This window comes from Nitrospira sp., assembly GCA_016715825.1.
In the GTDB taxonomy this organism is placed as follows: domain Bacteria; phylum Nitrospirota; class Nitrospiria; order Nitrospirales; family Nitrospiraceae; genus Nitrospira_D.
The window spans coordinates 594,379-613,389 of the sequence record JADJXO010000001.1 but is presented as its reverse complement, the minus strand read 5'-3'; the positions used below and the strand labels follow the sequence as shown (position 1 = coordinate 613,389).

Sequence of the window (19,011 nt, the reverse complement as noted above, 5' to 3'; positions counted from 1 at the left end):
CCTCAAACCATCCAGAATCGTTACCTCCTTCGCCTCTCCGTTGGTTGATTCTCGGGCTGCTCTTCGCTATCAGCGTCGTGACCTATATCGATCGGGTCAATATCTCCGTCACCGCACGGCAAATGATGCCCGCACTTGGAATCACCGAGCAGGAGATGGGATGGGTCTTCAGCCTTTGTCGTGGGTATGCCCTCTTTCAGATTCCTGGTGGATGGCTCAGCGACCGCTGGGGCATTCGTCTCGTCCTTATGATTGCCTTGATCTGGTGGTCCTGTTTTACCGCCTGGACGGCTGTCGCGGCGACATCGTTCCTCGCCGTACCATTCGGTGTTGTAGGGGCTCTGGCCTGTGTGCGGTTTTTCTTAGGTGTCGGAGAAGCGGCAGCCCTGCCGACGTTTAATCGAGCGGTGACCGACCGGCTTCCCAACCATGAACGGGGACTCGGCATCGGCATCGCTATCGGAGGAATTGGAATCGGCGCGGCGATCACACCGCCCATCACCGCATGGGTCATGGTCAATTATGGGTGGCAGACCGCGTTTTATCTTTCGAGTGGATTAGGGTTAGGCCTCGCGGCCATCTGGTGGTACTTGGCCGCTGATCGTCCGACAAGCCACCGATGGCACAAGTCGCACAAGACCGAGCCTCCAGCCTCTCTGTTCCTACAACGCAGCTATCGATTCCGTGGTCGGTGTTCCGACGCACGCCAAGCGTCTGGTGGCTTGTGGTGAGTTATGGGTGTCTGGGCTATGTGGCCTATGTGTATCTGTCCTGGTTCTATCTGTACCTCGTCAACGTAAGAGGGTTTACCGTCCTCAGCGGCGGCTTGTTTGCCGCCGCCCTTTCTGATGATCCTGTATCCTGTCCGGCAGGTGGATGGGTCACAGACCGGCTGGCCATCCGTCATGGCATCACGAAAGGTCGACAAATCGTCGGGATGCTGGGAATGGGCCTCGCCGCAGGGTCGATCGCGCTCGGTGCAAATATGGAATTTCCATATCTGGCGATTGCCAGTCTCTCACTGCGCCGGTTGGCTGTACTTCACGATCGGCGCCTAGTGGTCTTCCACAAGCGATCTCTCACCGACTCACGCCGGCAGCCTGTCAGGTTCGCGAATATGGGGCTAATATCGGGGAGCGCTTTCTCCGACCTTCACACCATGGATCGCGCAACAGTGGGGCTGGACTGCTTCCTGAGCGTGGCGGCTGCCATGGCGCTGATCGGTGGGATCATGTGGCTCGGCATCCACCTGGTGACGGCCTCACAGAAGATAGGACCGGGCTGTGATCGGTAGGCCTCGGTCTTGTCCCAGCTCCTTGTCATCATGGAGACCGGCTTGATACAGTCGTGGCATGGCATTGCAGTTTCAAAAGAAAGACCCGCGCATCACCATCACGACGAGATTCGGTGAGATCAAGGTTCGCCTTTATTCCGACGCTGCGCCGCGTCATGTGGACAACCTCATCAATCTTGTGAAGATGGGGTTTTATAACGGCACGACCTTCCACCGTGTGGTCCCTGGGTTTATTATTCAAGGTGGGGATCCGCTCAGCAAACATCCTGATCGCCGCCTCCACGGAACCGGAGGGCCGGGATACTTTCTCCCGCCAGAACCGAACGACTACCCACACAAGCGTGGCGCGTTGTCCATGGCCAAAATGCCGCGTGAAAGTAACAGCACACGTGACTTCAACGACAACGGCTCCCAATTTTTTATTTGCGTGGATGACAATAGCGGTCTGGACCGTTGCTATACCGTGTTTGGAGAGGTCTTTCGAGGAATGGAGGTTGTCGACCACATTGTCGCGGTCCCGCGCGATAAACATGATAATCCGTTAGAACCGGTCGGAATTACCATGACGGTCAAGGAGTAGGACCTCAGGGTTGGCATCACATACCTATGGGCGAAGACAATTACCCACCGAAAGGCACAGTCCTCTCGTCCTCCGACTCGATGTCTATTCGTCTGGCAAGCAGCATTATCAGAACAGGCGGGCTGGTCGTTTTTCCGACTGGAACGGTCTACGGACTCGGCTGTGATGCGGTGAATCCCGGTCGCTGCAGCCAAGATCTTTGAAGCCAAGGAACGGCACAGTTCGATCCCCTCATCGTGCATATTGCCGATCGGTCACACCTGGACGCAGTTGTCACTTCGCAGCCCCCACTCGCCCAGAAACTCATGGATGATCTGGCTGGTCCACTGACGATAGTCCTGCCCAAGCACTCGGTCATTCCTGATCTCGTCACCGCCGGCTTATCGACAGTGGCCGTCAGGATGCCGAATCATCCGCTTGCACAAGCGCTGATTCGTGAGGCCGGCACACCCATTGCTGCGCCCAGCGCCAATCCATTCGGCTACGTCAGCCCCACGACGGCACAACATGTCTCCGATGGTCTTGGGAAGAAGGTGGATCTGATTCTGGATGGAGGCCCCTGTTCGGTCGGAGTCGAATCGACCGTCGTCTCGATAATCGATGCACAACCTGAACTCTTGCGGCCGGGCAGCATCACACTGGAACAACTCGTTGCCATCATTGGCCCAGTGCGTCATGGGGCCTCAGACCAGGACCAGCCGATTGCCCCAGGTCAGTTGACCCGCCATTAGCGACACGCACGCCCTCACCATTCTGGACTCTCCTGCCACTCAGACAGTCCTGAGCCTGGGGAACGAGCAGGATTACTGCTCATTTCACCATCCGGAAAAAACCAAAACCCGTTCGCCGCCGTTGAGATATTGTCCTCCACGCACGACATGTGAGGCGGCACGCAACCTCTTCGCCGCGCTTCGGCGTCTGGATGCGCTTCAGCTTGATCGAATCTACGCCGAGCCTTGCAAGGAACTGGGGTTGAATGGCCATCATGGATCGCCTCCGCTGCGCGGCTACCCTCCCCCAACACCACGTGGAAGGTCAAATCCACATCGACTCGGCGCACCTTAATTGAAACTTCCTGGCCTGGAGTCGTGCGCTCGATCAGGTAGTTCTTCAGGTGAGCGCCGTCGAGAATCTCCGTCCCATCGATGGCCAGCAGAATATCGTGTTTTGGACCCCTGCCGCCTTGGCGGTTCAGCCACATCTTTACAGCTACGCGCAACTTGGTTCCATCCTTCACCGAAGTCAGATGGACGCCCAGTTTCGGAAAACGCCAGCGGTGTGCCTGAGAGTGCCGCGTTGACGATGCGTTCTGCAAGACTCCCCCGGAATAGCAAAGGCCATCCGGCTGCAATACGCCTGGTTTTCCTCCTTGTCGGTCTGAATCACGGCGTGCAGAATCCCCACAATTTCTCCCTGGGCATGAACAATCCTCCTGAGTTCCCACTACAGACAGAAAGATCAGCCTGAATGAGACGGGTATCGACCGTTTGCAGAAATGTGTTGGTATTTCCAAGGCGCCCAAAGGCCATCGTCGGCCCCAGCCGAGCGGATAGCCGACCGTGAACACCGCCATACCCGGTACAGTCTCTCCGGTTGAAAATGCTGTCTCCGTCGTGAGAATCCCCACGATGAGCTTCGCTGACTCGGTAGACCACGACATCCATAAAGGCACTGTCGCCGACAAGATCCGCCGAAAGCTCGTGGAGATCGTTGGTCAGCAGACGAATCTGTTTTTGAATGGTCGTTCCCATGGTAGGTCGTGCTTTTCCGCCGCATGCCTGGCGGTAATCACATAGCCGTCTCGCAGGTGGAATCCGGTTCCTCGGATGGCGACCTTCCCATACTTCTCCGGCACTCGCTGATCTTGTGTATCAGCCAGAATTCCCACGGTCACCTGTCTGGCTTGAAGAACACGTCTTGACCGAGTATCGGTGTTCCGCCTTGACGGAAAAGGCGAGCATCGTCGTGACAACCCCAACGCTCACGGCACCTCGGCACAACCAGCGAGCCAGGACCCATTGAAGCTTGCTCATTCATCGCTCCTTTCAACGACAGGTCGTACATGTCCACCACATACTATAATTCGGGTGTCGTTCGTTCCGAAAGGGTGCCAGAATGACCAGACCTCGTCGCGTACATCAATGGAAAGAGCAGCATCAATTGATGCAAGAACTCTTGCAAGGGACAAACTGGGGCCTAGTTTCTCGCGGCTCGCGTGCACCGCAACGTTCTGCTAAAGGACTGATGTCGAATCGTTTAGGCCGGTCTCTACACTCCTTGCGTTTTTTCTCTTTATGATGACTGGCCCAGCGATGCAGAATCCGGATCGGCCGACCCCGGACTTGGCCAACACCTGGTGAGGATCGCGGATCTGGCTCCGGCTGTCACCGACGGGTCACGATTCCTGCGGCCGGTTCTTGCTCGGCAGCAAGCGTATCGATGGTGATCCCTACGAACTGGAGCAGTTCGACGATACGGAACTCCCTCAACAACCAGTCTGGTTGATGCTCGAGATCGTGACCGAGATGAGGTCAGTCTCGGGAATATCTGTCCTACCTCCAGCTGAAGACACTCGATCCTTCTCTGAGCTACAGAAGCTCATTTGGCACGTCATTACCGTCCATTTCGTGTCCGACCAGACGGTGACTCGCTGGCCAGCACTCTATGTCACATGGTCTGAGGCACAGGCCTTGGGCGCGGCCAAGCACGCGAGGCTCCCAACCGAAGCCGAATGGGAAAAGGCGGCGCGCGGTCCAGAGGGTAACCCCATCCATGGGGCGAAACCGCTCCCAGTTCCACGCTGGCCATGTTCGGACAACATCATGCATGAAATCCCCATTTTGGCGGCCCGTCGAGTCCCATGATGCAGGGAAAAGCCCCTAGGCTCTCACCATATGGCAGGAAACGTCGCGGAATGGGTACAGGACTGGTTCGGCTTTGACTACTATGCCTATATGCCGGCCCGCAATCCACAGGGTCCGCCGACAGGACGTTATAAAGGAATCCGGGGATCCTGAAAAGCAGACGAGTCATGCTCCGCACGGCGACAAGAGGTGGATCGGCTCCAGATCAACGTTCAGCGACGATCGGATTCGGGTGCGCACGATCATCTCCATCCACACCCCTTAGCCAGACGTCTCGACTCATCAGAAAACAGGCATCAGCAGTCGGTGGCAAGGTCCAGATCAGCCAGAAGAAAATGTGAACGACTTTGGAGGATTTTCCCATGCGTCGGATCTTGTTGGTCTTGAGCCTGACCTGTAGCCTATTGCTCCTCGGTCCGAGAGCCTGGGCCTTAGAATTTTCCGCCGATCAGGTGACGAAAATTCAGGGCAAATTACAGAAGGCGAACATTTATTATCGTGACACCATGTGGCGGATTGAGCACCACACCATGGGCCCTGTCAACGGAGCATCGTACGCAAGGATAAGAGCTCGTGTGGCTGCTGCTGTCGGGACGAAGCATTTTCAAGACCGTCCCTTATAGCCCCGATCAAGACCTGAGAGTCACTGAACAGTTGGACGGAGAAATTTCCCTGCAAGAAATCGGGAGCAGAAATGAGACGGGCATCCGACGATCCTCTATGAAGTGACAACCAAACATGGTGAACATCTCGAAGAGTACTACCAGTGGTTGGCCACGGATATTCGTTTTCTCCATGAAACTTGGCCAAGAAAGACGGCAGTTGGTTGTGGAGTATCACCACGGGAAAATGCGACCGGTCTCGGACTACCTCTTCAATCTTCCGGTCGATCAACCACTGGAAGGCTTCAACACCCTACCACCCGAACGAACCGAGTCGGACCTACACTAACCACGGAGGATGGGCCGTGCGAGTTTCTGGAATCGTGGTGAGTACTGCGATCATGGGCATGATGGCTGTGACGGCAACGTATGCGTTGGACGTTGCGATGTCGTCCGGCAATGGACTCTGAAGGGAAACAACTGGCGGAGGAGCAGGCCAAGCTGCCGGCTCACGACGAGATGATCGTGATTCCGGCCGGCGAATTCATCATGGGGAAGCGATAAGAAGATGGATCGCAACGCCTATCAAGCCGAGTTTCCGCAGCGAACGGTGCATTTGAAGGCGTACGAAATCGACAAATTTGAAGTCACGACCGTCCAATTTTTGAAATATGTCCTCGCGCACGATCAGCCACCGTTGATCGACTGGCAATATGACGGCGGCAACTTCCAAGAAACGATGTCCAACCATCCCGTCATGCACAATATTCGTGGGACGAGGCGGATGCCTATTGTCGTTGGGCCGGCAAACGCTTGCCGACCTGAATCCGCCTGGGAAAAGGCCGCACGTGGAGACGGACGTATCTATCCCTGGGGCAATCAGATGGCCGGATTATCGAGAGCGAACCAGCGGCCCGCACGGGTTTGTCGGGCCCCGTGGGATCGCCCTCGAACGCCTGTTGCTCTACCCACCGATTGTTTCCGTCGATAAGTACGACAATGCCGTAAGCCCATACGGCGTGTTTCAGATGTCCGGGAATGTGGCTGAGTGGGTGGCCGATTATCGGTTTGACCGCCAGTGCTATGCGACCGCACCCGACACGGATCCTATGGGTCCCGAGAAGGAACGCAGCGAGGGTTTCGTGGAAAGTAGCTGGATCGACAGCACACAGCGTGCGAGTCGCGCAGCAAACCGGACCGACCCGAGCACGAAAATGAATTGGTTAGGGTTCCACAGCCGAGATGTGAAGCCCACGACGGAACTTCAGAACAGGATTGCGGCGTAACCGGGCTTTCCGATGCCGGTGGCATCGGAAAGTCTGTCGCGCAGCGAAATCCCGTCGACTCGTTACGAATGGTCGGATCACTCTCACGCGGGTAAAGTGCGAACGCTGGGCGTCTCGTTTTGCCACCCAGCACCTCGAATGACTTTTTCGTGCCGGACCCACGGCCCCTTTCGGGTTCTTCGTCGGGCTCTTCTCATAGTATCGAGGATCCTTACCAGTCGTTCATCATTCTGCAGACGTTTCCCTGCCATGTCATAGACGCCATAGGGACTCTTCCCTGCTTCATAACTCCCGACGGGCATGAGGGTCTTTTCACCGATCCACCGTTGATTGTAGTTGAGATGTTTCGCCGTGGGTTCGACATTCCCCCAAGGGAACCGTTTGTCGGATGTTCCCTTGGCTGCCTTTTCCCATTCCGCCTCCGTCGGTAATCGCTTACCCGCCCAGGCGCAGTACGCATCTGCATCGAACCAATCGACGTTAATCACAGGCCGATCGGCAAGCGACTCCGTGATGCTGTCACCTTGCCACAAATTTCGCGTGGGATTCGTAGGATTCTGCGGCACGCGCTGCCCGGTCGTCTTCACGAAGTCCAGATACCGACCGTTCGTCACCAAATTTATCGATGGCAAAGGTATCGATAAACACTTCGTGGCGCGGGTATTCATCCCGTCCCCCGTCTCGATCACCGGAGGGAACTCCCATTGGGAACGAACCGGCCGGTACGACAATCATTGGTGCGCCGTCTTTACCGACCGGCAACTGACCTGCCCCCTGAGCCCCACCTCCGTCTGCGAACGCCACCGAGACCCCGAACACGACATATGACACAATCAACGATCGTACCAGCATCGACGCATACTCCTTCCCCGAGATTGCCCATGACTGCACCGTCCCATCGTCATGGAACGGAACGCTGGGTCTACTCGCTCTGTATACAACACAGCAGCCAAACACTCGTGTGCATCTAGTTATTCACGGGCAAGCACACTGAGAAGTGCGCCACCCGCCGTGGCCCGAACCGCATCATCTTCATCGCGGAGACCCCGCTGGGTATTGAATCGCACGCGAGCCCTCAACCTTCGTCATCGACTTGACCGCAGCAATTCTCACGCGAGATACCGTGTCTTGAATCAGCAGCATCAAGGCCGATCGCGCCGGTGCCCGATTATCCTCCGGCATGGCCCAACGCTCTTGCGACCGCGGCATGAAGCGCCAGCTCTTCATATTGATCAAGCCCAGAAACAGCATCGGCTACCACCTCATACCGTTCATCCTGTTCCAACAGAGCTCCGATCACAAAAGCTCTCACAGCGTGGTCACGATCGCCGAGCGCCTGGGTCAACGGAGGACCGGCATTCAAACCTTCAATTGTCCCAAACTGACGGCAGCGGCAATTCGCACCGGGGAGAGGGATCTCTCAATAGACGCGTCAACGCGGTGAGTGCTTCTGCCGATGGAACACGTCCAAATCCGGTTGCGGCGGCACCACGTACCGATGGTTGTTTGTGCTCGCTTGCCTCTTTGAGAATCGAGACCACCTGCTTCGGCTGACGTTCCACCAGTGCACGAATAGCAGAAGTTCGTTCATCAGGATTGGGCGCTCGGGCATAGCGCAAGAGCAAGTCACAGCCGTTCGAACGTTTCAGATGGCAAAGGACCTCGGCGGCCGCCACCCGCACACGCACCTCAGGGTCCTTGAGCACCGGCTCAACCAGCGACACGACCGAGGTATCGCTGGATTTTGTAAATCCTTGAGCACCGCTTCCTTTACCAACACGGCTTGGTCCTCCAAGGCCTGCCTAAATTTTGGAGACCTTCGCCCAGCATCGAGTTTGGCAAGCCCCTCGGCGGCCAGGGCTCGGACAAGACCGGACCCGTCACTGAGCCCATCCTCGAAGAATGGAACGGCGTCGGGACTCTGCCATTCCTTCAGGGCCGTAAAGGCAGCCCCTCGCATCTGCTCTCGCATATCTCAGGTGAGAACGACGACGAATCCAAGTGCGACCTCCGCAGCGCAGGCGTTTCATCTTGTTTCGACAGCTGAATGAGCCGGTCGTATTCAGTCAACGCATCCTTGGGTTTGCCAAGCCTCAGCAATGTGCGAACCTTCAGCCGACGCACATCGGCTGTATCGGCCTCCTCATTCGTGAGTGTGTTCAGCTCTTCAAGTGCTTTTTGGAATTCCATGTTGTCATACAAAGGTGTGAATCGACTGAAGATCGGCTTCATCCCGCTCCATGCCGGGTCAGGCATGGGAGAGATAAACCAGACCAGCCCACAGCACAGGCATGCAGCCCGTCGAAGAAATCGGTTCATCACTTCTCTACTCCTCACGCCTTTGAGTGGTCCCGCCACGGCGTTTTCTATATCCCGAGGCTCTTCAAAATATCGATTGGATTGAGGTGACATGCGAATTCGCTCATACTCGAAGGACCACTCGCGGTTCTGACTGACCAGCTTGAGGACCACCCCGGTCTCTACATCGACCCATTCATAAAATCGTTCGCGAGAACCTTCCCGTTCCACCTGTACATCGAACAACAGCGCAGCCCGACCCGCCGCTGCTGCATCACCAACGGCAGCCTGCTTGTCTCTCCAGCTAGTTCCGCACGCATCGACAGCGTCTCATCCGTGATCGGCAGAACCAGGAGCTGCTTCTGTTGGGGAAGGACGAACCACCGCTCACCGACATCAGGCCTGATGATTTCAATCGCCGTGAAGCCTAGCTCGGTTCGAATGGCGTACTTATACTCCAATCTCAGCCGATCACCCTTTCCGAAGACTTGCGCCTGATATTGCTTGCCGTCAACCCGCTTGACGAGTGTCCCTGAAAATTCAGCCTCGGCCGGGACCGTATCGTTACCTTCGGCGATGGAGATGGTCGTACTCAGCGCGACGACCCCCAGCACCGCAATCATACTCGACCTGTCGCTCATCCTCGCAAGAGATAGATGCATCGGTCATCAACGCTGATGTTCGAGCAATGGCTGAATATCGACCGAATACCCTAACGATTCGAGACCAAATCGAGGATTATCGAGGATTGTATAGGCGGTTCGATTCCCTCGTGGAGCCGGCAATGTCAGTTGCTCGACAAGTGTTCCATCCGACTGCACCACAATCGACTTAGTTTTCCCGGGTCCGGTCTGAGGATGCCATACGACCAATTGATAGGTACCGGGGAATCTGGTCGATCTTGAATTTTCCCTCAGCATCAGTCAACGCATAGTACGGATTGTTCACGGCCATGGCCCAACTTTCCATGTACGCGTGAAACCCGCACTGCATGTAGAAGGTGCGCCGACCTTTATTCAGATAAATGGGCCCAACCAACGATTTCCCTGGGGCATGGTTGTGCAACGCATGGAGATCCCCACGCCGATGCTGATGGTTCATGACCAGAGGAGTGTTGAACAACACCCGAGCTCCCGCTTCCAGCGAGGCCTCATAGCCTTGAATATCGTGCATGACGGGATCCATGTTGATCACTTCCACCGCATGCCCGTTCCGGACAACCGTCATAAACGGCTGGAACATGCAGTCGCGAGCCTCGATCAACGGAACCGACACCTCAAACGGCTTTCCTGCTTCAACCCCTTCCAAGAGCACAACGGCATCCTTCAATCCGCCTTGATGGCCGACGACAAAGTCATGCAGCAGACGCCAGCCCCGTCCGTTCGAGATACGCCCACAGTACGCGGGATCAGGAAAGGTAATGAGATTGAACGCTTTCGGTTCCGGCACCGCTCCGTCGAGTGTAACCGTACCTTCTATCGTCCCCCCATGCGCAACCTCCATGACGTCATACGAATGCGCCTGTCGGATCCCCAGGGATAGTGCCAGAACTCCGCAACCAAAATCACTCCCTAGCCCTTACCGTTCATGCCCCTCTCCTCTGATGCATCTTCGCCACAGACCGTCCGATAGACTATCAGCTCAATTTCCTTCTTCGTCTCATCCCTCATGCAGTTTATTCGATCACCCTGTCTTTAATTATATCGAGTTCCACTTCCGATTGCAGGTTTCCCCTACAGACAAAAAAGGGGAGCCATGCACTCAGCATGGCTCCCCTATCCTCTTCCCTCAGAAGCCCGAGGCGTTTACTTCATCGCCGTTGGAACTGCTTGAGCTTGTTCATCTGCATCCGCATGCTTCGAACCTACTCCACCAGCGCCCAAAGGCTGAAGTCTCTTATCCCCAGCCGGCAAGACCCTCAGGTATCCCCACTGCCCAGACTGGGAGTACGGCAACCGCTGGTTGCTATACACATAGTCGCCAGGCAACCGGTATGGACCTCCAGCTGAAGGGATGAAGGCATCAAGCGTTTCGGAGCCGGAGAATTCCACGACACTGATCTGATCCGCGCCCCGCATAAATGGCTCGATCGGCCATTCATGTTTTTCAACGCCGAACATACCGTTCTGTTCGTTGTTGACGCCGATCACATGGATGCGCACCGGATCACCGGCATGTGATTCGATGATCGGTGTCATCGGATCTTCCGGCTTGTCCGCCTTACAGGCTGGAACATTTTCCCCAGCGAACAACCTGATTCTTCACGGTACAAGTACGGCTCGGACCGGTAATTGATCCCGGTTAAGCCCGCGACATTCTGCACATAGGGCATGAAGCTCGTGCCGATAATGTTGTCTTCATCCTGGAAGAATAAGGCCACATCGCGATAGTTCGGACGCATCTCATTTCCAGGAATGGATCGGTCCACGATGACGTCGGCCGCCCAGGCATTCTTATTCGACAGATCAACACCGGTCTTGGGATCTCGGTACTTGGATCCCTTCGGACCGACCACGATCGCGCCGAACAAGCCGTTCCGTGGGTTCGTCATCACATTGCCCCAATCCCAGACGAGCGAGGTCGTCTCACCGTTGAATGGATCTGCGTAGTACGTGTAGACCCGTTCACCGCCTGGAGCGATCGTTTGATCGCCTGGGTTTTTCCCGATATTGGCCCCCATAGAATCTTTTGGATCGAATGCGAGTCCGATCGCGGAGAAGGAAGCCTTACTGTCCTTCATCTTATTCTTCAGATTCACCTTGACGCAGTCTCCGATGTTCACCCGAAGCGTCAGTGGCATTGGTTGAGTGTTTCCAGATACCTTCGCCACATCGTCCTCAAGCGCATAAATTTTTGCGTCCGGGTTGGCAAGCTGTATCTTCCGTTCAAAATCGACCTCGATGGCTTCCGGTGCCTTTGGATTGAAGGTCATCGACGGGTAGTCCATCGCAACGACGTTGAAGCTCTTCACCGGAGCATCGGTAGGACATACCGGCAAGGCCTCTGGAATCTCACCTTTGTTTGAGAATCCAGCCGGGAGTTTCTTGAGATCCTTTTGCTCCTTGTCATAGACCCGAACGATGCCCCATCCACCTTCAGACAACTTCGAGGAGCGGCCGTTAAAGTGGATGAAATCGCCCGCTTGATGGCGTGGGCCACCGGCCTCCGGTACAACCAAGTCATACCGTTCTGCAATCCCGACGTGAATTGAGTTCTTGCGGTTCGCATCGGGTGCATACCGCTCTGTCCAGAACGAATGGCCGGACAAGGTCCACGTCATCGTTTCGTTCATCAGCGTATGCAACAGTCTGAACACCATCGTATCGCCCGTATACGCTCTCAACAGCGGCGTATAGGGATCACCATGGATTTGACTGTTGAAAATCTGAGACACATCCGGATTTGTCGCCAACCGTTGTGCGATCGGTCCGGCCCGGAAGTTCAGCCCGCTTCCGGTCGTATGTGTTCCACCGTTCAAGAACGGCATCGGAGTCATGTAAATTTTTTCAGGCATGACGAATGAGACGGTCTTCCCTGCCTCCAAGGCCACTTCGATCGGTTGTCCAGGCGGATTCCCGGCCGTCACGATATTGACCGTGTGGCACCGTATCATGCACTTGAACCATCAGCTCACGGAAGCTGTTGTTGACACCATGGCCCACCGGTTCGTTGGTGTGAATATCCGCGATGGGACCGCTTCGAATCTGCTTCCCGGTCGTCGGATCATGATACGTCGACCCCACTGGTTCGGCGATAAACGTCCCGAACCCACCATGTGGCCAAGTCGTCGCACCGAACGCGTGATCGTGCCAAAACACCGTCCCCACGTCCGCATCCACCCAGAACCGTTGACGGACAAACTCGACCGTCACAATGTCCTTCGCCGGGTGATCGTGCTTTAGGCCCTTTGATAACGTGATTTGATTGCCCTTGATCGCCTGAATACGTGAAATCTCGTTCCCTTTCACGTTATCGGCACCAACCATGATCAAGGTTCCAACGTGATACTGCTTGGCGTTCTTCACTGAAATGGTCTTGGACCCCTTCTTCACCGCAGAGGTCAAGACCGTGTTCATCGGGACGGGAAGTCCCTTTTGATTCTTCTTCTCCAGCATGGTGAAGGGACGAACCGACTGTTCATAGGAGAACCCGGTGATCACCCCATCCGATGCCTGGTTATCGAACTGCAGGAAATGCCAGTGCGTGTTGATCTTCGACGCCTGGAAATTGGTGTAGTCGTCGTCGTCCCACTCACTGGTTAAGGTCCAATCCACACAGTCGTAAATGTTGCCCCGCACGACCAACGGATACTTGAGGTCATCGTTGGCGCGAATGGCTGCTTCCTCTTCGTGCAACACGTAAATCAAGCCGTTCGGATCGACCACCGCAGGCTCCTTCCCTTGAGCCTTGGCAATCTTAATCGGCACCCTGATGAAATGGACGTTGAAGTTCTTCCGCCCGGCATTCTCAGGACAGAGACTCCAATTGCCCTGTTCTCCAGGCTTGGCTTGATCGAGGCTCTCCTCTCCATTGTCGTCGCGCCGGACCATCTCCAACCAAGGCGCTCCGACGTGATTCGGCGAGAACATGACACGCTTCCCAAAGTGCGGGGTGAGATGCGGCCAAGCCACCTTGCCCGTCAGCGGCTCGAACATGATCGGATGCCGCTTCCCAGGATGGGTGGACGTGTACTTAGGATTCTTGACATCACTTTCCTTCTCACTCATGGCGCGACTCCCGTCCCACACCCAATCCAACACGGTCGCGTCATAAGAAAGAATCTGGCCCTTCTCATCATCCTTATGCCCAGGCTTTCCGGGCGGGGGAAGCTGCATCGCAACCCAGTCCTTAATCGTAATCGTGGCAGGGTTCCCTTTCCAATTGCTCTTGCCCTTCTCAATGATCTTAAACTGCGTTCCGAACCAATCCACCGTTTGGCCGACCAGCTTGTCTGATGAGATCGGCGCCTTAATGCGACCTTTCCGATCCGGAAGTTCTCGCAGATCCGGCATCACGTCATTGCGCATCTCACCCTGCTGGATCGTGTTGTACACGCGCCAGTAACCCCACATGCCGGACACATAATGATGCGCCACGTGGCAATGGAAGAGGAAATCGCCGGCCAGCTGTTGGCAGAGACCGGAACCGCACTCGGTTTCCAGGTCCAAGGCCTCTGACGGGCCGATGACTTCGACGTCGACACGATCCGTCTTGTGACGAATCACAGGATACTTCACCGGACCATTGACCGCTGCAGCCCAGAGGTTCATGTCATCGATGGCCCGGGGACTCCGCGGCCAGCGAATCGACCCTCCATGCGGGTGGTGGCTGTGGAACACTTCCGACCCGCCATGGACGAGACGGAATTTTGCCGGGTCCCCAATATAGGAACGAGGGATGGTCGGAGCCGCATCGCCGAAGGTATAGGAGCTATAGCCCATCGACTCATCTTCAAACCCGAAGTATTCGTGCTGCAAATGCATGTTGTTGATGCCGAACGGCTCGCTTCGGTAATTGATCGCGCGGCCGCCTGGACGGTAGGTATCCGTCAAGGGGTCGCGTTGGGGCAAGAAATCGCCCTTCTTGTTGAGCGGACGGAACGCTTCATCGCCGACCTCATGGTAATACAACACGAACTCACGGAAGTCAGGTCCGGTGCCATTCTTGATCATGACCTGCCAGCCGCTGGTCGCCGGAGTGGCGTCCCCACTGCCGAGCGCTTCCCAGTACGTGGACCCACGAGGTTCCACGACGAAGGACCCGAACATCCCCATCACGGTCAGCTCACGATCGTTGCTGTACGTATGGAATTGCCGCACCCCCTCCTGCGTATTCGGATGGATATACCATTCCAATTCTACAGACTTATCCTTCGACGCAATGGCATCGGAATTGGTTGTGGTGGCCGCTGCGCCGGTCTTGCTCACCACCATCGATGAACCATGGATATGCAGGCTGACGTCTTCGTCACCCTCCAACTTGTTGGTCAGCTTCACCTTGAGACAATCGCCCTGATTCGCGCGAATCGTGAGCGGCTGAATCCACTGCGCTTGCACACCAGGGATAACGGCTCCTGGATCAAACCCCTCTTTATCCCGCGCCTCACGGTTCTTGGTTTCTTCAGCTCTGACCTTATCGATATCCTCATCCAACGCGTACATATAACCGGGATAGAAATCGAGCCACTGGTTGAGCGTGATCTCGACGTTGATCGCGGAGACATTGTACTGTTTCACCGGCGCAGTTGCGGGACAACGGCCTCCCCCCGTCGCAGCCACCGGTTCCACGCGAGGATCGGACATGAGCAACAGATCCTGTCCTCCAGCTCCATACTGGTGCATCATGGCCGAGGTGTTGTACATCCCGGTATTCACCGCCTGTACCTGCGGATCCTTGGACATCTGGTCCATGATGCGCTGGTGTTGCTGCTCGACCATCGCGGAACGATCGGCCTTTCCGGACATAGCGTCCTCGACGATCGTCTGCCCCTTGAGCTGCTCCGCCCAAGCCGGCAACTGATGGTTCATTGCCACAGACGTTGATGGGGTTTCTGCGAATATGAGTGAACTCCCAAAGAGAGTCACACAGGCGGTGAGCCCAAGTAGACGGGCGCACACAGGGTAGGAATGTGAAAACATGGACCGGCCTCCTTGTCTTGTATTGAAAACCGACACTTACAATGTGCTGCCGATGGTCATTCTCACGGATTAGCTGATCTCAGTGACTGTCAAAAACCGATTACATTTGTATTCAATTGATTGAAGCGCTGCCACGGTACTGCAGTCGATCTGCGTTGTCAATATCGGCCCAGCATTTTCCTGCATCATGATCACGTCAGCCAGAGCCCGTTCGACACAGCCCATGGCTGTTCAGCACTTCTGTTTTGATGTCATCACCTCTCCGCTTCTCAGGTTCGAGCTCATTGGCTGATTGGGCCCTTACGGGCCATGGTGCTCTGGAGATCCATTTCGAGCACGACCGGACCGTCACGTTTACCTGAATCACGCCGTCGCGGCATCTGATCCGCCATGAGCTTCTCCAAGGGAACCGCTACAATGAGCGGCGCCTCGTCCGAAGAACTGGAATGGAGGAAAAGACGGAGCGTCTTGGGCCGATCTTTGGGAGCAATCTGCGAAGCCATATTCTTTTCAATAAACCCTACCAACAATCCACTCCCATCGGCAAGTTTATGGATCTCATAGGCATTCGGTACGCTCGCGACGCGCTCCAACGCGAGATCCGGGCTCTGGGTCACCAATACCAACCCAAGAGCCGGCGGTGCGATGAACCCAAAGCTCCCGGTTGGTGCCTCTGAGAACCGCATCGTCCCAGCATGGAGTTCCGTGACCCCGGTCTTCTCACGCATCTGCCGCCGCAGCTCCGCTTCACTCCCCGTCGTTTCGATGACCACCGCTGCGGGTGCGGCTTTCTGGACGGGTAACACCTCGGTCTTGCCGGCTGGTGCCGCCTCAAGCTCAACGCTAAGGAACAGCACACTCACAAGCGCAACCAGAGTCAGCACACGTAAAAGAGTGCGCTGGTTGATGCGAGGCTTACTGGAAGGCATAGTATGACACAGCATTGAGTTCTCCTCGGTCGAACCTCAAACAAGCGGACAATCTCGTGAGATCTTAGGAAAGGCGATTGGGAAAAAGCAAACCGGCTGGGAGTTCTACTGTCCCGCGCGTACCAATGGAGGGTGCACCTCTAGATCTTTTCGAAACCGCATGGTGTTCGCAGCCTGATACTGATGCCACTAGACGGCTATCGCCACGGCTAAACCCCACCCTAGCGATGGCATCGACGACCGAACATAGACGAGTTAGTCGTGAGAGGCTGGGAGGTTCCACCGGATGGAGAAAGTTTCGGAGGCTCTATCATGAAACAACCAGACCTTCGCCATCTCAAGGTTGACCGCATAGGCACTGACATCATTCGCAAGGCGCTCCGGAAGAGTCGGGTGACAATCACCTCAATTCTTAACGCAGCGGGTATTTGACCCCGAATTTCTCGCGTGGTCCAGTCCACCCCTCACCCCCGTGGACGCCCAGCCAAATTTACGTAGCCTGTCCTTTAGACCTCCCCAGCGTTCTGCCATCAGTGTTTCCTTGCCCGATACGACTTTCCTCACTTACACTTAGCCAATAGTGGCATGCCTCAGGAGTTGCCGATGTCTTCAATGCATTAACAGGTGATGACCGATGACCATGGTCGACCCGTGAGCGTCGTCATCCCCTATCACGAATGGCTTGAGATCGAACGTGCGCTGCAGAACCAGCCGCACGGGACTGAGGGCAGCAGACTGCGCACGCGCAGGCGCCATACACGTGAGCAAAGATCCCGTTGCGCATCAACGGCAGTTGCGAGACGAATGGACGTAACTCCGGCCCGCTTCGTCCTTGATACCAATGCGGTCCTCTATCTCCTCGGCGGACGCCGAGCCCAACCTCTCCCAGATGACACCTACTGTCTCTCCGTCATTTCAGAGCTTGAATTATTGGCATATTCTGACCTTACCCTCTCCGAAGAAGCACACGTCAGAACCAGGTCACCTTCCCTCACACAATGGTCCCTGCAGCTGTTTTCGTCCTGGCTCTCGCTCTTGGGCTCTCGGTCTTTGCCAAGCCACTAAAAATAGGGTATGATACTCGACAAGAGGCTGGTGCGATGATAAAGACCATAAAAGGAAAAATTCACGGTACCACGATCGAACTTGAGGAGCCCGTTCTTCTTCCAGACGGGACAGAGATCGAGATCCAGATCCGCGTCGATCGGCTGAAGCACCTGGAACACGCCTTTGGCGGATGGCGCGATGACCCACAACTGGATCAAGCCTTCGATCAGATCGATCGTGATCGGCACGAAACCCGCATCTCCCTTTCCTAACCTGTGCGCTATCATCTCGATACCAACGTGTGTGTGGCGGCGCTGAAAGGTGTCGTGACTGTTCAAGATCGGATACGAGCCCTTGCCGACGATTTGGCAATGAGCACCGTCGTGCTGGGAGAACTCTACTGTGGGGCGTTCCGTTCTCAACGCGTCACGCACAATCTGGAAGTATTGGCCGAATTCGCAGCAGGCATCGACATCATACCGTTTGACAGGGAGGCCGCCAGAGTCTACGGAACCCTCTGCGCAGAGTTACTGCGCATGGGCCGACCGACCGGAGAAAAAGACGCCTTGATTGCCGCCATTGCGAAACACCATGGGGCGACGCTCGTGACACATAATACCCGTCATTTTCAGCACATCTCCGACCTTTCTTTGGAAGACTGGCTCACATAACGCCTCCGAAAGAAGGGCACGGCTCCACCGTTCATGTTGCTCAAACATGTCTCTATTCGTTCGAGCAGGTCTTCCACAAATTGTCGAGACTGCAAGTCTACCTCCTCCCTGTTTCTCTCGGCGCTTGTGTAGGCGGGGAAGGCGAAGGTGCTGGCGTTGGCGCACGTGCATGCGGAAGCTGCTCGCGATTCTCAATGCGATGGTGAAGCGTGAAGCGTCGTGGCAGGTGGCGCGGCTTTAAAAACAGGTGTTCAGACATGCTCCTCGTACAGATGTAACTATCACATGAAGCGATGAACCATGTTGACGAGCCCCCGGAAGACGGGTTCCCATCGTCCTCTTCGATTTCCTCTTGACGATCACACAGAGATTCCCGGCTCATGTGAGTATTCCCAACCTCTTTGATCTGCACATATTCAGCTGGACGTGGCGTGGTGCTCGTAGAATTGCAACTCAAGCTTGCGGAGGTAAATTCGCATGGAGTACACTGAGCACATGCCTACAGTGGCCCACCCTCATATCACAAGCGACCCAAACATCTGTGGTGGCAGTCCGTGTATTGAAGGAACGCGCATCACCGTGCGAACCATTGCGATCTACGCGTTGCATCACGGGCAGACTCCGGAAGAGCTACTCACGCACTATCCTCACCTCAGTCTCGCATCGATTTATGATGCCCTGTCCTATTACTACGACAATCGTGCCGTCCTCGATCAGGACATTGTCGAGCATCTGTCAGCCCCGGAAGCTGATTTGCGGTCATAATCCCACTCCCCGTCTTTCCTCATGAGCCTTGTTGCAT

Annotated in this window: 23 protein-coding genes and 4 pseudogenes; 12 read left to right on the top strand and 15 right to left on the bottom strand. The window is 55.7% G+C overall.

Features of this window, described 5'->3' with window-relative positions; all coding sequences use genetic code 11:
- Window positions 1–77 precede the first annotated feature (77 nt).
- The 4 genes and pseudogenes from IPM58_03035 (at window position 78) to IPM58_03020 (ending at window position 2,939) form a co-directional block, all read left to right on the top strand.
- Window positions 78–731, top strand: coding sequence for an MFS transporter (locus tag IPM58_03035; protein MBK9306068.1), 654 nt, complete (start codon window positions 78–80; stop codon window positions 729–731).
- Window positions 728–1,294, top strand: coding sequence for a hypothetical protein (locus IPM58_03030; protein MBK9306067.1), 567 nt, complete (start codon window positions 728–730; stop codon window positions 1,292–1,294). Before IPM58_03035 ends, IPM58_03030 begins: the two co-directional genes overlap by 4 nt.
- A 58-nt stretch (window positions 1,295–1,352) precedes the next feature.
- Window positions 1,353–1,874 carry a peptidylprolyl isomerase gene (locus tag IPM58_03025; GenBank protein ID MBK9306066.1) on the top strand — a complete coding sequence of 174 codons (522 nt, stop codon included), beginning with the start codon at window positions 1,353–1,355 and terminating at the stop codon, window positions 1,872–1,874.
- Window positions 1,875–1,900: 26 nt separating this feature from the next.
- Window positions 1,901–2,939 (top strand): annotated as a pseudogene (locus IPM58_03020) (threonylcarbamoyl-AMP synthase).
- Here IPM58_03020 and IPM58_03015 read toward each other — a convergent pair.
- Window positions 2,896–3,534, bottom strand: a pseudogene (locus IPM58_03015) (PDZ domain-containing protein). The pseudogenes IPM58_03020 and IPM58_03015 overlap by 44 nt on opposite strands.
- Before the next feature lie 757 nt (window positions 3,535–4,291).
- On the opposite strand from IPM58_03015, the gene IPM58_03010 reads away from it, so the two are divergent.
- On the top strand, window positions 4,292–4,738 hold the full coding sequence (locus tag IPM58_03010) for an SUMF1/EgtB/PvdO family nonheme iron enzyme (protein ID MBK9306065.1): 447 nt from the start codon (window positions 4,292–4,294) through the stop codon (window positions 4,736–4,738).
- 30 nt (window positions 4,739–4,768) lie between these two features.
- The gene (locus IPM58_03005; protein MBK9306064.1) at window positions 4,769–4,891 is read left to right on the top strand and encodes a hypothetical protein; all 123 of its coding nucleotides are present in this window, start codon (window positions 4,769–4,771) and stop codon (window positions 4,889–4,891) included.
- 52 nt (window positions 4,892–4,943) lie between these two features.
- On the opposite strand, the gene IPM58_03000 is transcribed toward IPM58_03005, so the two are convergent.
- Complete coding sequence (locus tag IPM58_03000) at window positions 4,944–5,102, bottom strand: hypothetical protein (GenBank protein ID MBK9306063.1); 159 nt, start codon at window positions 5,100–5,102, stop codon at window positions 4,944–4,946.
- Here IPM58_03000 and IPM58_02995 point away from each other — a divergent pair.
- From IPM58_02995 to IPM58_02980, 4 genes and pseudogenes are all read left to right on the top strand, one after another.
- Complete coding sequence (locus IPM58_02995) at window positions 5,101–5,361, top strand: hypothetical protein (protein ID MBK9306062.1); 261 nt, start codon at window positions 5,101–5,103, stop codon at window positions 5,359–5,361. The two genes, IPM58_03000 and IPM58_02995, sit on opposite strands and share 2 nt — an antisense overlap.
- A gap of 172 nt (window positions 5,362–5,533) precedes the next feature.
- Window positions 5,534–5,689 carry a hypothetical protein gene (locus IPM58_02990; protein ID MBK9306061.1) on the top strand — a complete coding sequence of 52 codons (156 nt, stop codon included), beginning with the start codon at window positions 5,534–5,536 and terminating at the stop codon, window positions 5,687–5,689.
- A 464-nt stretch (window positions 5,690–6,153) separates the two neighbouring features.
- A pseudogene (locus tag IPM58_02985) lies at window positions 6,154–6,331 on the top strand (hypothetical protein).
- Window positions 6,300–6,626 carry an SUMF1/EgtB/PvdO family nonheme iron enzyme gene (locus IPM58_02980; GenBank protein MBK9306060.1) on the top strand — a complete coding sequence of 109 codons (327 nt, stop codon included), beginning with the start codon at window positions 6,300–6,302 and terminating at the stop codon, window positions 6,624–6,626. Before IPM58_02985 ends, IPM58_02980 begins: the two are co-directional and overlap by 32 nt.
- Window positions 6,627–6,709: 83 nt before the next feature.
- Here IPM58_02980 and IPM58_02975 read toward each other — a convergent pair whose 3' ends face one another.
- The 13 genes and pseudogenes from IPM58_02975 to IPM58_02915 form a co-directional block, all read right to left on the bottom strand.
- A complete protein-coding gene (locus IPM58_02975) occupies window positions 6,710–7,213 on the bottom strand; it encodes an SUMF1/EgtB/PvdO family nonheme iron enzyme (GenBank protein MBK9306059.1) in 504 nt (167 codons plus the stop codon).
- Entirely contained in the window at window positions 7,146–7,517 is a 372-nt protein-coding gene (locus IPM58_02970) for a hypothetical protein (protein ID MBK9306058.1), read from the bottom strand. The genes IPM58_02975 and IPM58_02970 overlap by 68 nt, the downstream gene beginning before the upstream one ends.
- A 141-nt stretch (window positions 7,518–7,658) precedes the next feature.
- Window positions 7,659–7,808 (bottom strand): hypothetical protein, encoded by a 150-nt coding sequence (locus IPM58_02965; protein MBK9306057.1) that lies wholly within the window; start codon window positions 7,806–7,808, stop codon window positions 7,659–7,661.
- On the bottom strand, window positions 7,795–7,989 hold the full coding sequence (locus tag IPM58_02960) for a hypothetical protein (protein ID MBK9306056.1): 195 nt from the start codon (window positions 7,987–7,989) through the stop codon (window positions 7,795–7,797). The genes IPM58_02965 and IPM58_02960 overlap by 14 nt, the downstream gene beginning before the upstream one ends.
- Window positions 7,990–7,993: 4 nt before the next feature.
- Complete coding sequence (locus tag IPM58_02955) at window positions 7,994–8,314, bottom strand: HEAT repeat domain-containing protein (protein MBK9306055.1); 321 nt, start codon at window positions 8,312–8,314, stop codon at window positions 7,994–7,996.
- Complete coding sequence (locus tag IPM58_02950; GenBank protein MBK9306054.1) at window positions 8,272–8,586, bottom strand: HEAT repeat domain-containing protein; 315 nt, start codon at window positions 8,584–8,586, stop codon at window positions 8,272–8,274. Before IPM58_02950 ends, IPM58_02955 begins: the two co-directional genes overlap by 43 nt.
- Window positions 8,559–9,155 carry a hypothetical protein gene (locus IPM58_02945; protein ID MBK9306053.1) on the bottom strand — a complete coding sequence of 199 codons (597 nt, stop codon included), beginning with the start codon at window positions 9,153–9,155 and terminating at the stop codon, window positions 8,559–8,561. Before IPM58_02945 ends, IPM58_02950 begins: the two co-directional genes overlap by 28 nt.
- Complete coding sequence (locus IPM58_02940; protein MBK9306052.1) at window positions 9,107–9,547, bottom strand: hypothetical protein; 441 nt, start codon at window positions 9,545–9,547, stop codon at window positions 9,107–9,109. Before IPM58_02940 ends, IPM58_02945 begins: the two co-directional genes overlap by 49 nt.
- A gap of 45 nt (window positions 9,548–9,592) precedes the next feature.
- Window positions 9,593–9,748 (bottom strand): hypothetical protein, encoded by a 156-nt coding sequence (locus tag IPM58_02935; protein MBK9306051.1) that lies wholly within the window; start codon window positions 9,746–9,748, stop codon window positions 9,593–9,595.
- A 7-nt stretch (window positions 9,749–9,755) separates the two neighbouring features.
- The gene (locus IPM58_02930) at window positions 9,756–10,427 is read right to left on the bottom strand and encodes a hypothetical protein (protein MBK9306050.1); all 672 of its coding nucleotides are present in this window, start codon (window positions 10,425–10,427) and stop codon (window positions 9,756–9,758) included.
- A 302-nt stretch (window positions 10,428–10,729) separates the two neighbouring features.
- Window positions 10,730–15,562, bottom strand: a pseudogene (locus tag IPM58_02925) (multicopper oxidase domain-containing protein).
- 281 nt (window positions 15,563–15,843) lie between these two features.
- Entirely contained in the window at window positions 15,844–16,506 is a 663-nt protein-coding gene (locus IPM58_02920; protein MBK9306049.1) for a hypothetical protein, read from the bottom strand.
- Window positions 16,507–17,552: 1,046 nt separating this feature from the next.
- Entirely contained in the window at window positions 17,553–17,786 is a 234-nt protein-coding gene (locus tag IPM58_02915; GenBank protein MBK9306048.1) for a hypothetical protein, read from the bottom strand.
- Between the two features lie 57 nt (window positions 17,787–17,843).
- On the opposite strand from IPM58_02915, the gene IPM58_02910 reads away from it, so the two are divergent.
- Both IPM58_02910 and IPM58_02905 read left to right on the top strand, forming a co-directional pair.
- On the top strand, window positions 17,844–18,209 hold the full coding sequence (locus tag IPM58_02910) for a PIN domain-containing protein (GenBank protein MBK9306047.1): 366 nt from the start codon (window positions 17,844–17,846) through the stop codon (window positions 18,207–18,209).
- Between the two features lie 477 nt (window positions 18,210–18,686).
- Complete coding sequence (locus IPM58_02905) at window positions 18,687–18,974, top strand: DUF433 domain-containing protein (GenBank protein ID MBK9306046.1); 288 nt, start codon at window positions 18,687–18,689, stop codon at window positions 18,972–18,974.
- The last annotated feature ends 37 nt before the right edge of the window (window positions 18,975–19,011 follow it).

Bases quoted from the DNA above. Each gene is read 5' to 3' on its own strand.
- IPM58_03025 (MBK9306066.1), top strand. From the start codon at position 1,353: ATGGCATTGCAGTTTCAAAAGAAAGACCCGCGCATCACCATCACGACG.
- IPM58_03005 (MBK9306064.1), top strand. From the start codon at position 4,769: ATGGCAGGAAACGTCGCGGAATGGGTACAGGACTGGTTCGGCTTTGAC.
- IPM58_02995 (MBK9306062.1), top strand. From the start codon at position 5,101: ATGCGTCGGATCTTGTTGGTCTTGAGCCTGACCTGTAGCCTATTGCTC.
- IPM58_03000 (MBK9306063.1), bottom strand. From the start codon at position 5,102: ATGGGAAAATCCTCCAAAGTCGTTCACATTTTCTTCTGGCTGATCTGG.
- IPM58_02990 (MBK9306061.1), top strand. From the start codon at position 5,534: ATGAAACTTGGCCAAGAAAGACGGCAGTTGGTTGTGGAGTATCACCAC.
- IPM58_02965 (MBK9306057.1), bottom strand. From the start codon at position 7,808: ATGCCGGAGGATAATCGGGCACCGGCGCGATCGGCCTTGATGCTGCTG.
- IPM58_02950 (MBK9306054.1), bottom strand. From the start codon at position 8,586: ATGCGAGGGGCTGCCTTTACGGCCCTGAAGGAATGGCAGAGTCCCGAC.
- IPM58_02940 (MBK9306052.1), bottom strand. From the start codon at position 9,547: ATGATTGCGGTGCTGGGGGTCGTCGCGCTGAGTACGACCATCTCCATC.
- IPM58_02930 (MBK9306050.1), bottom strand. From the start codon at position 10,427: ATGGAGGTTGCGCATGGGGGGACGATAGAAGGTACGGTTACACTCGAC.
- IPM58_02920 (MBK9306049.1), bottom strand. From the start codon at position 16,506: ATGCTGTGTCATACTATGCCTTCCAGTAAGCCTCGCATCAACCAGCGC.
- IPM58_02905 (MBK9306046.1), top strand. From the start codon at position 18,687: ATGGAGTACACTGAGCACATGCCTACAGTGGCCCACCCTCATATCACA.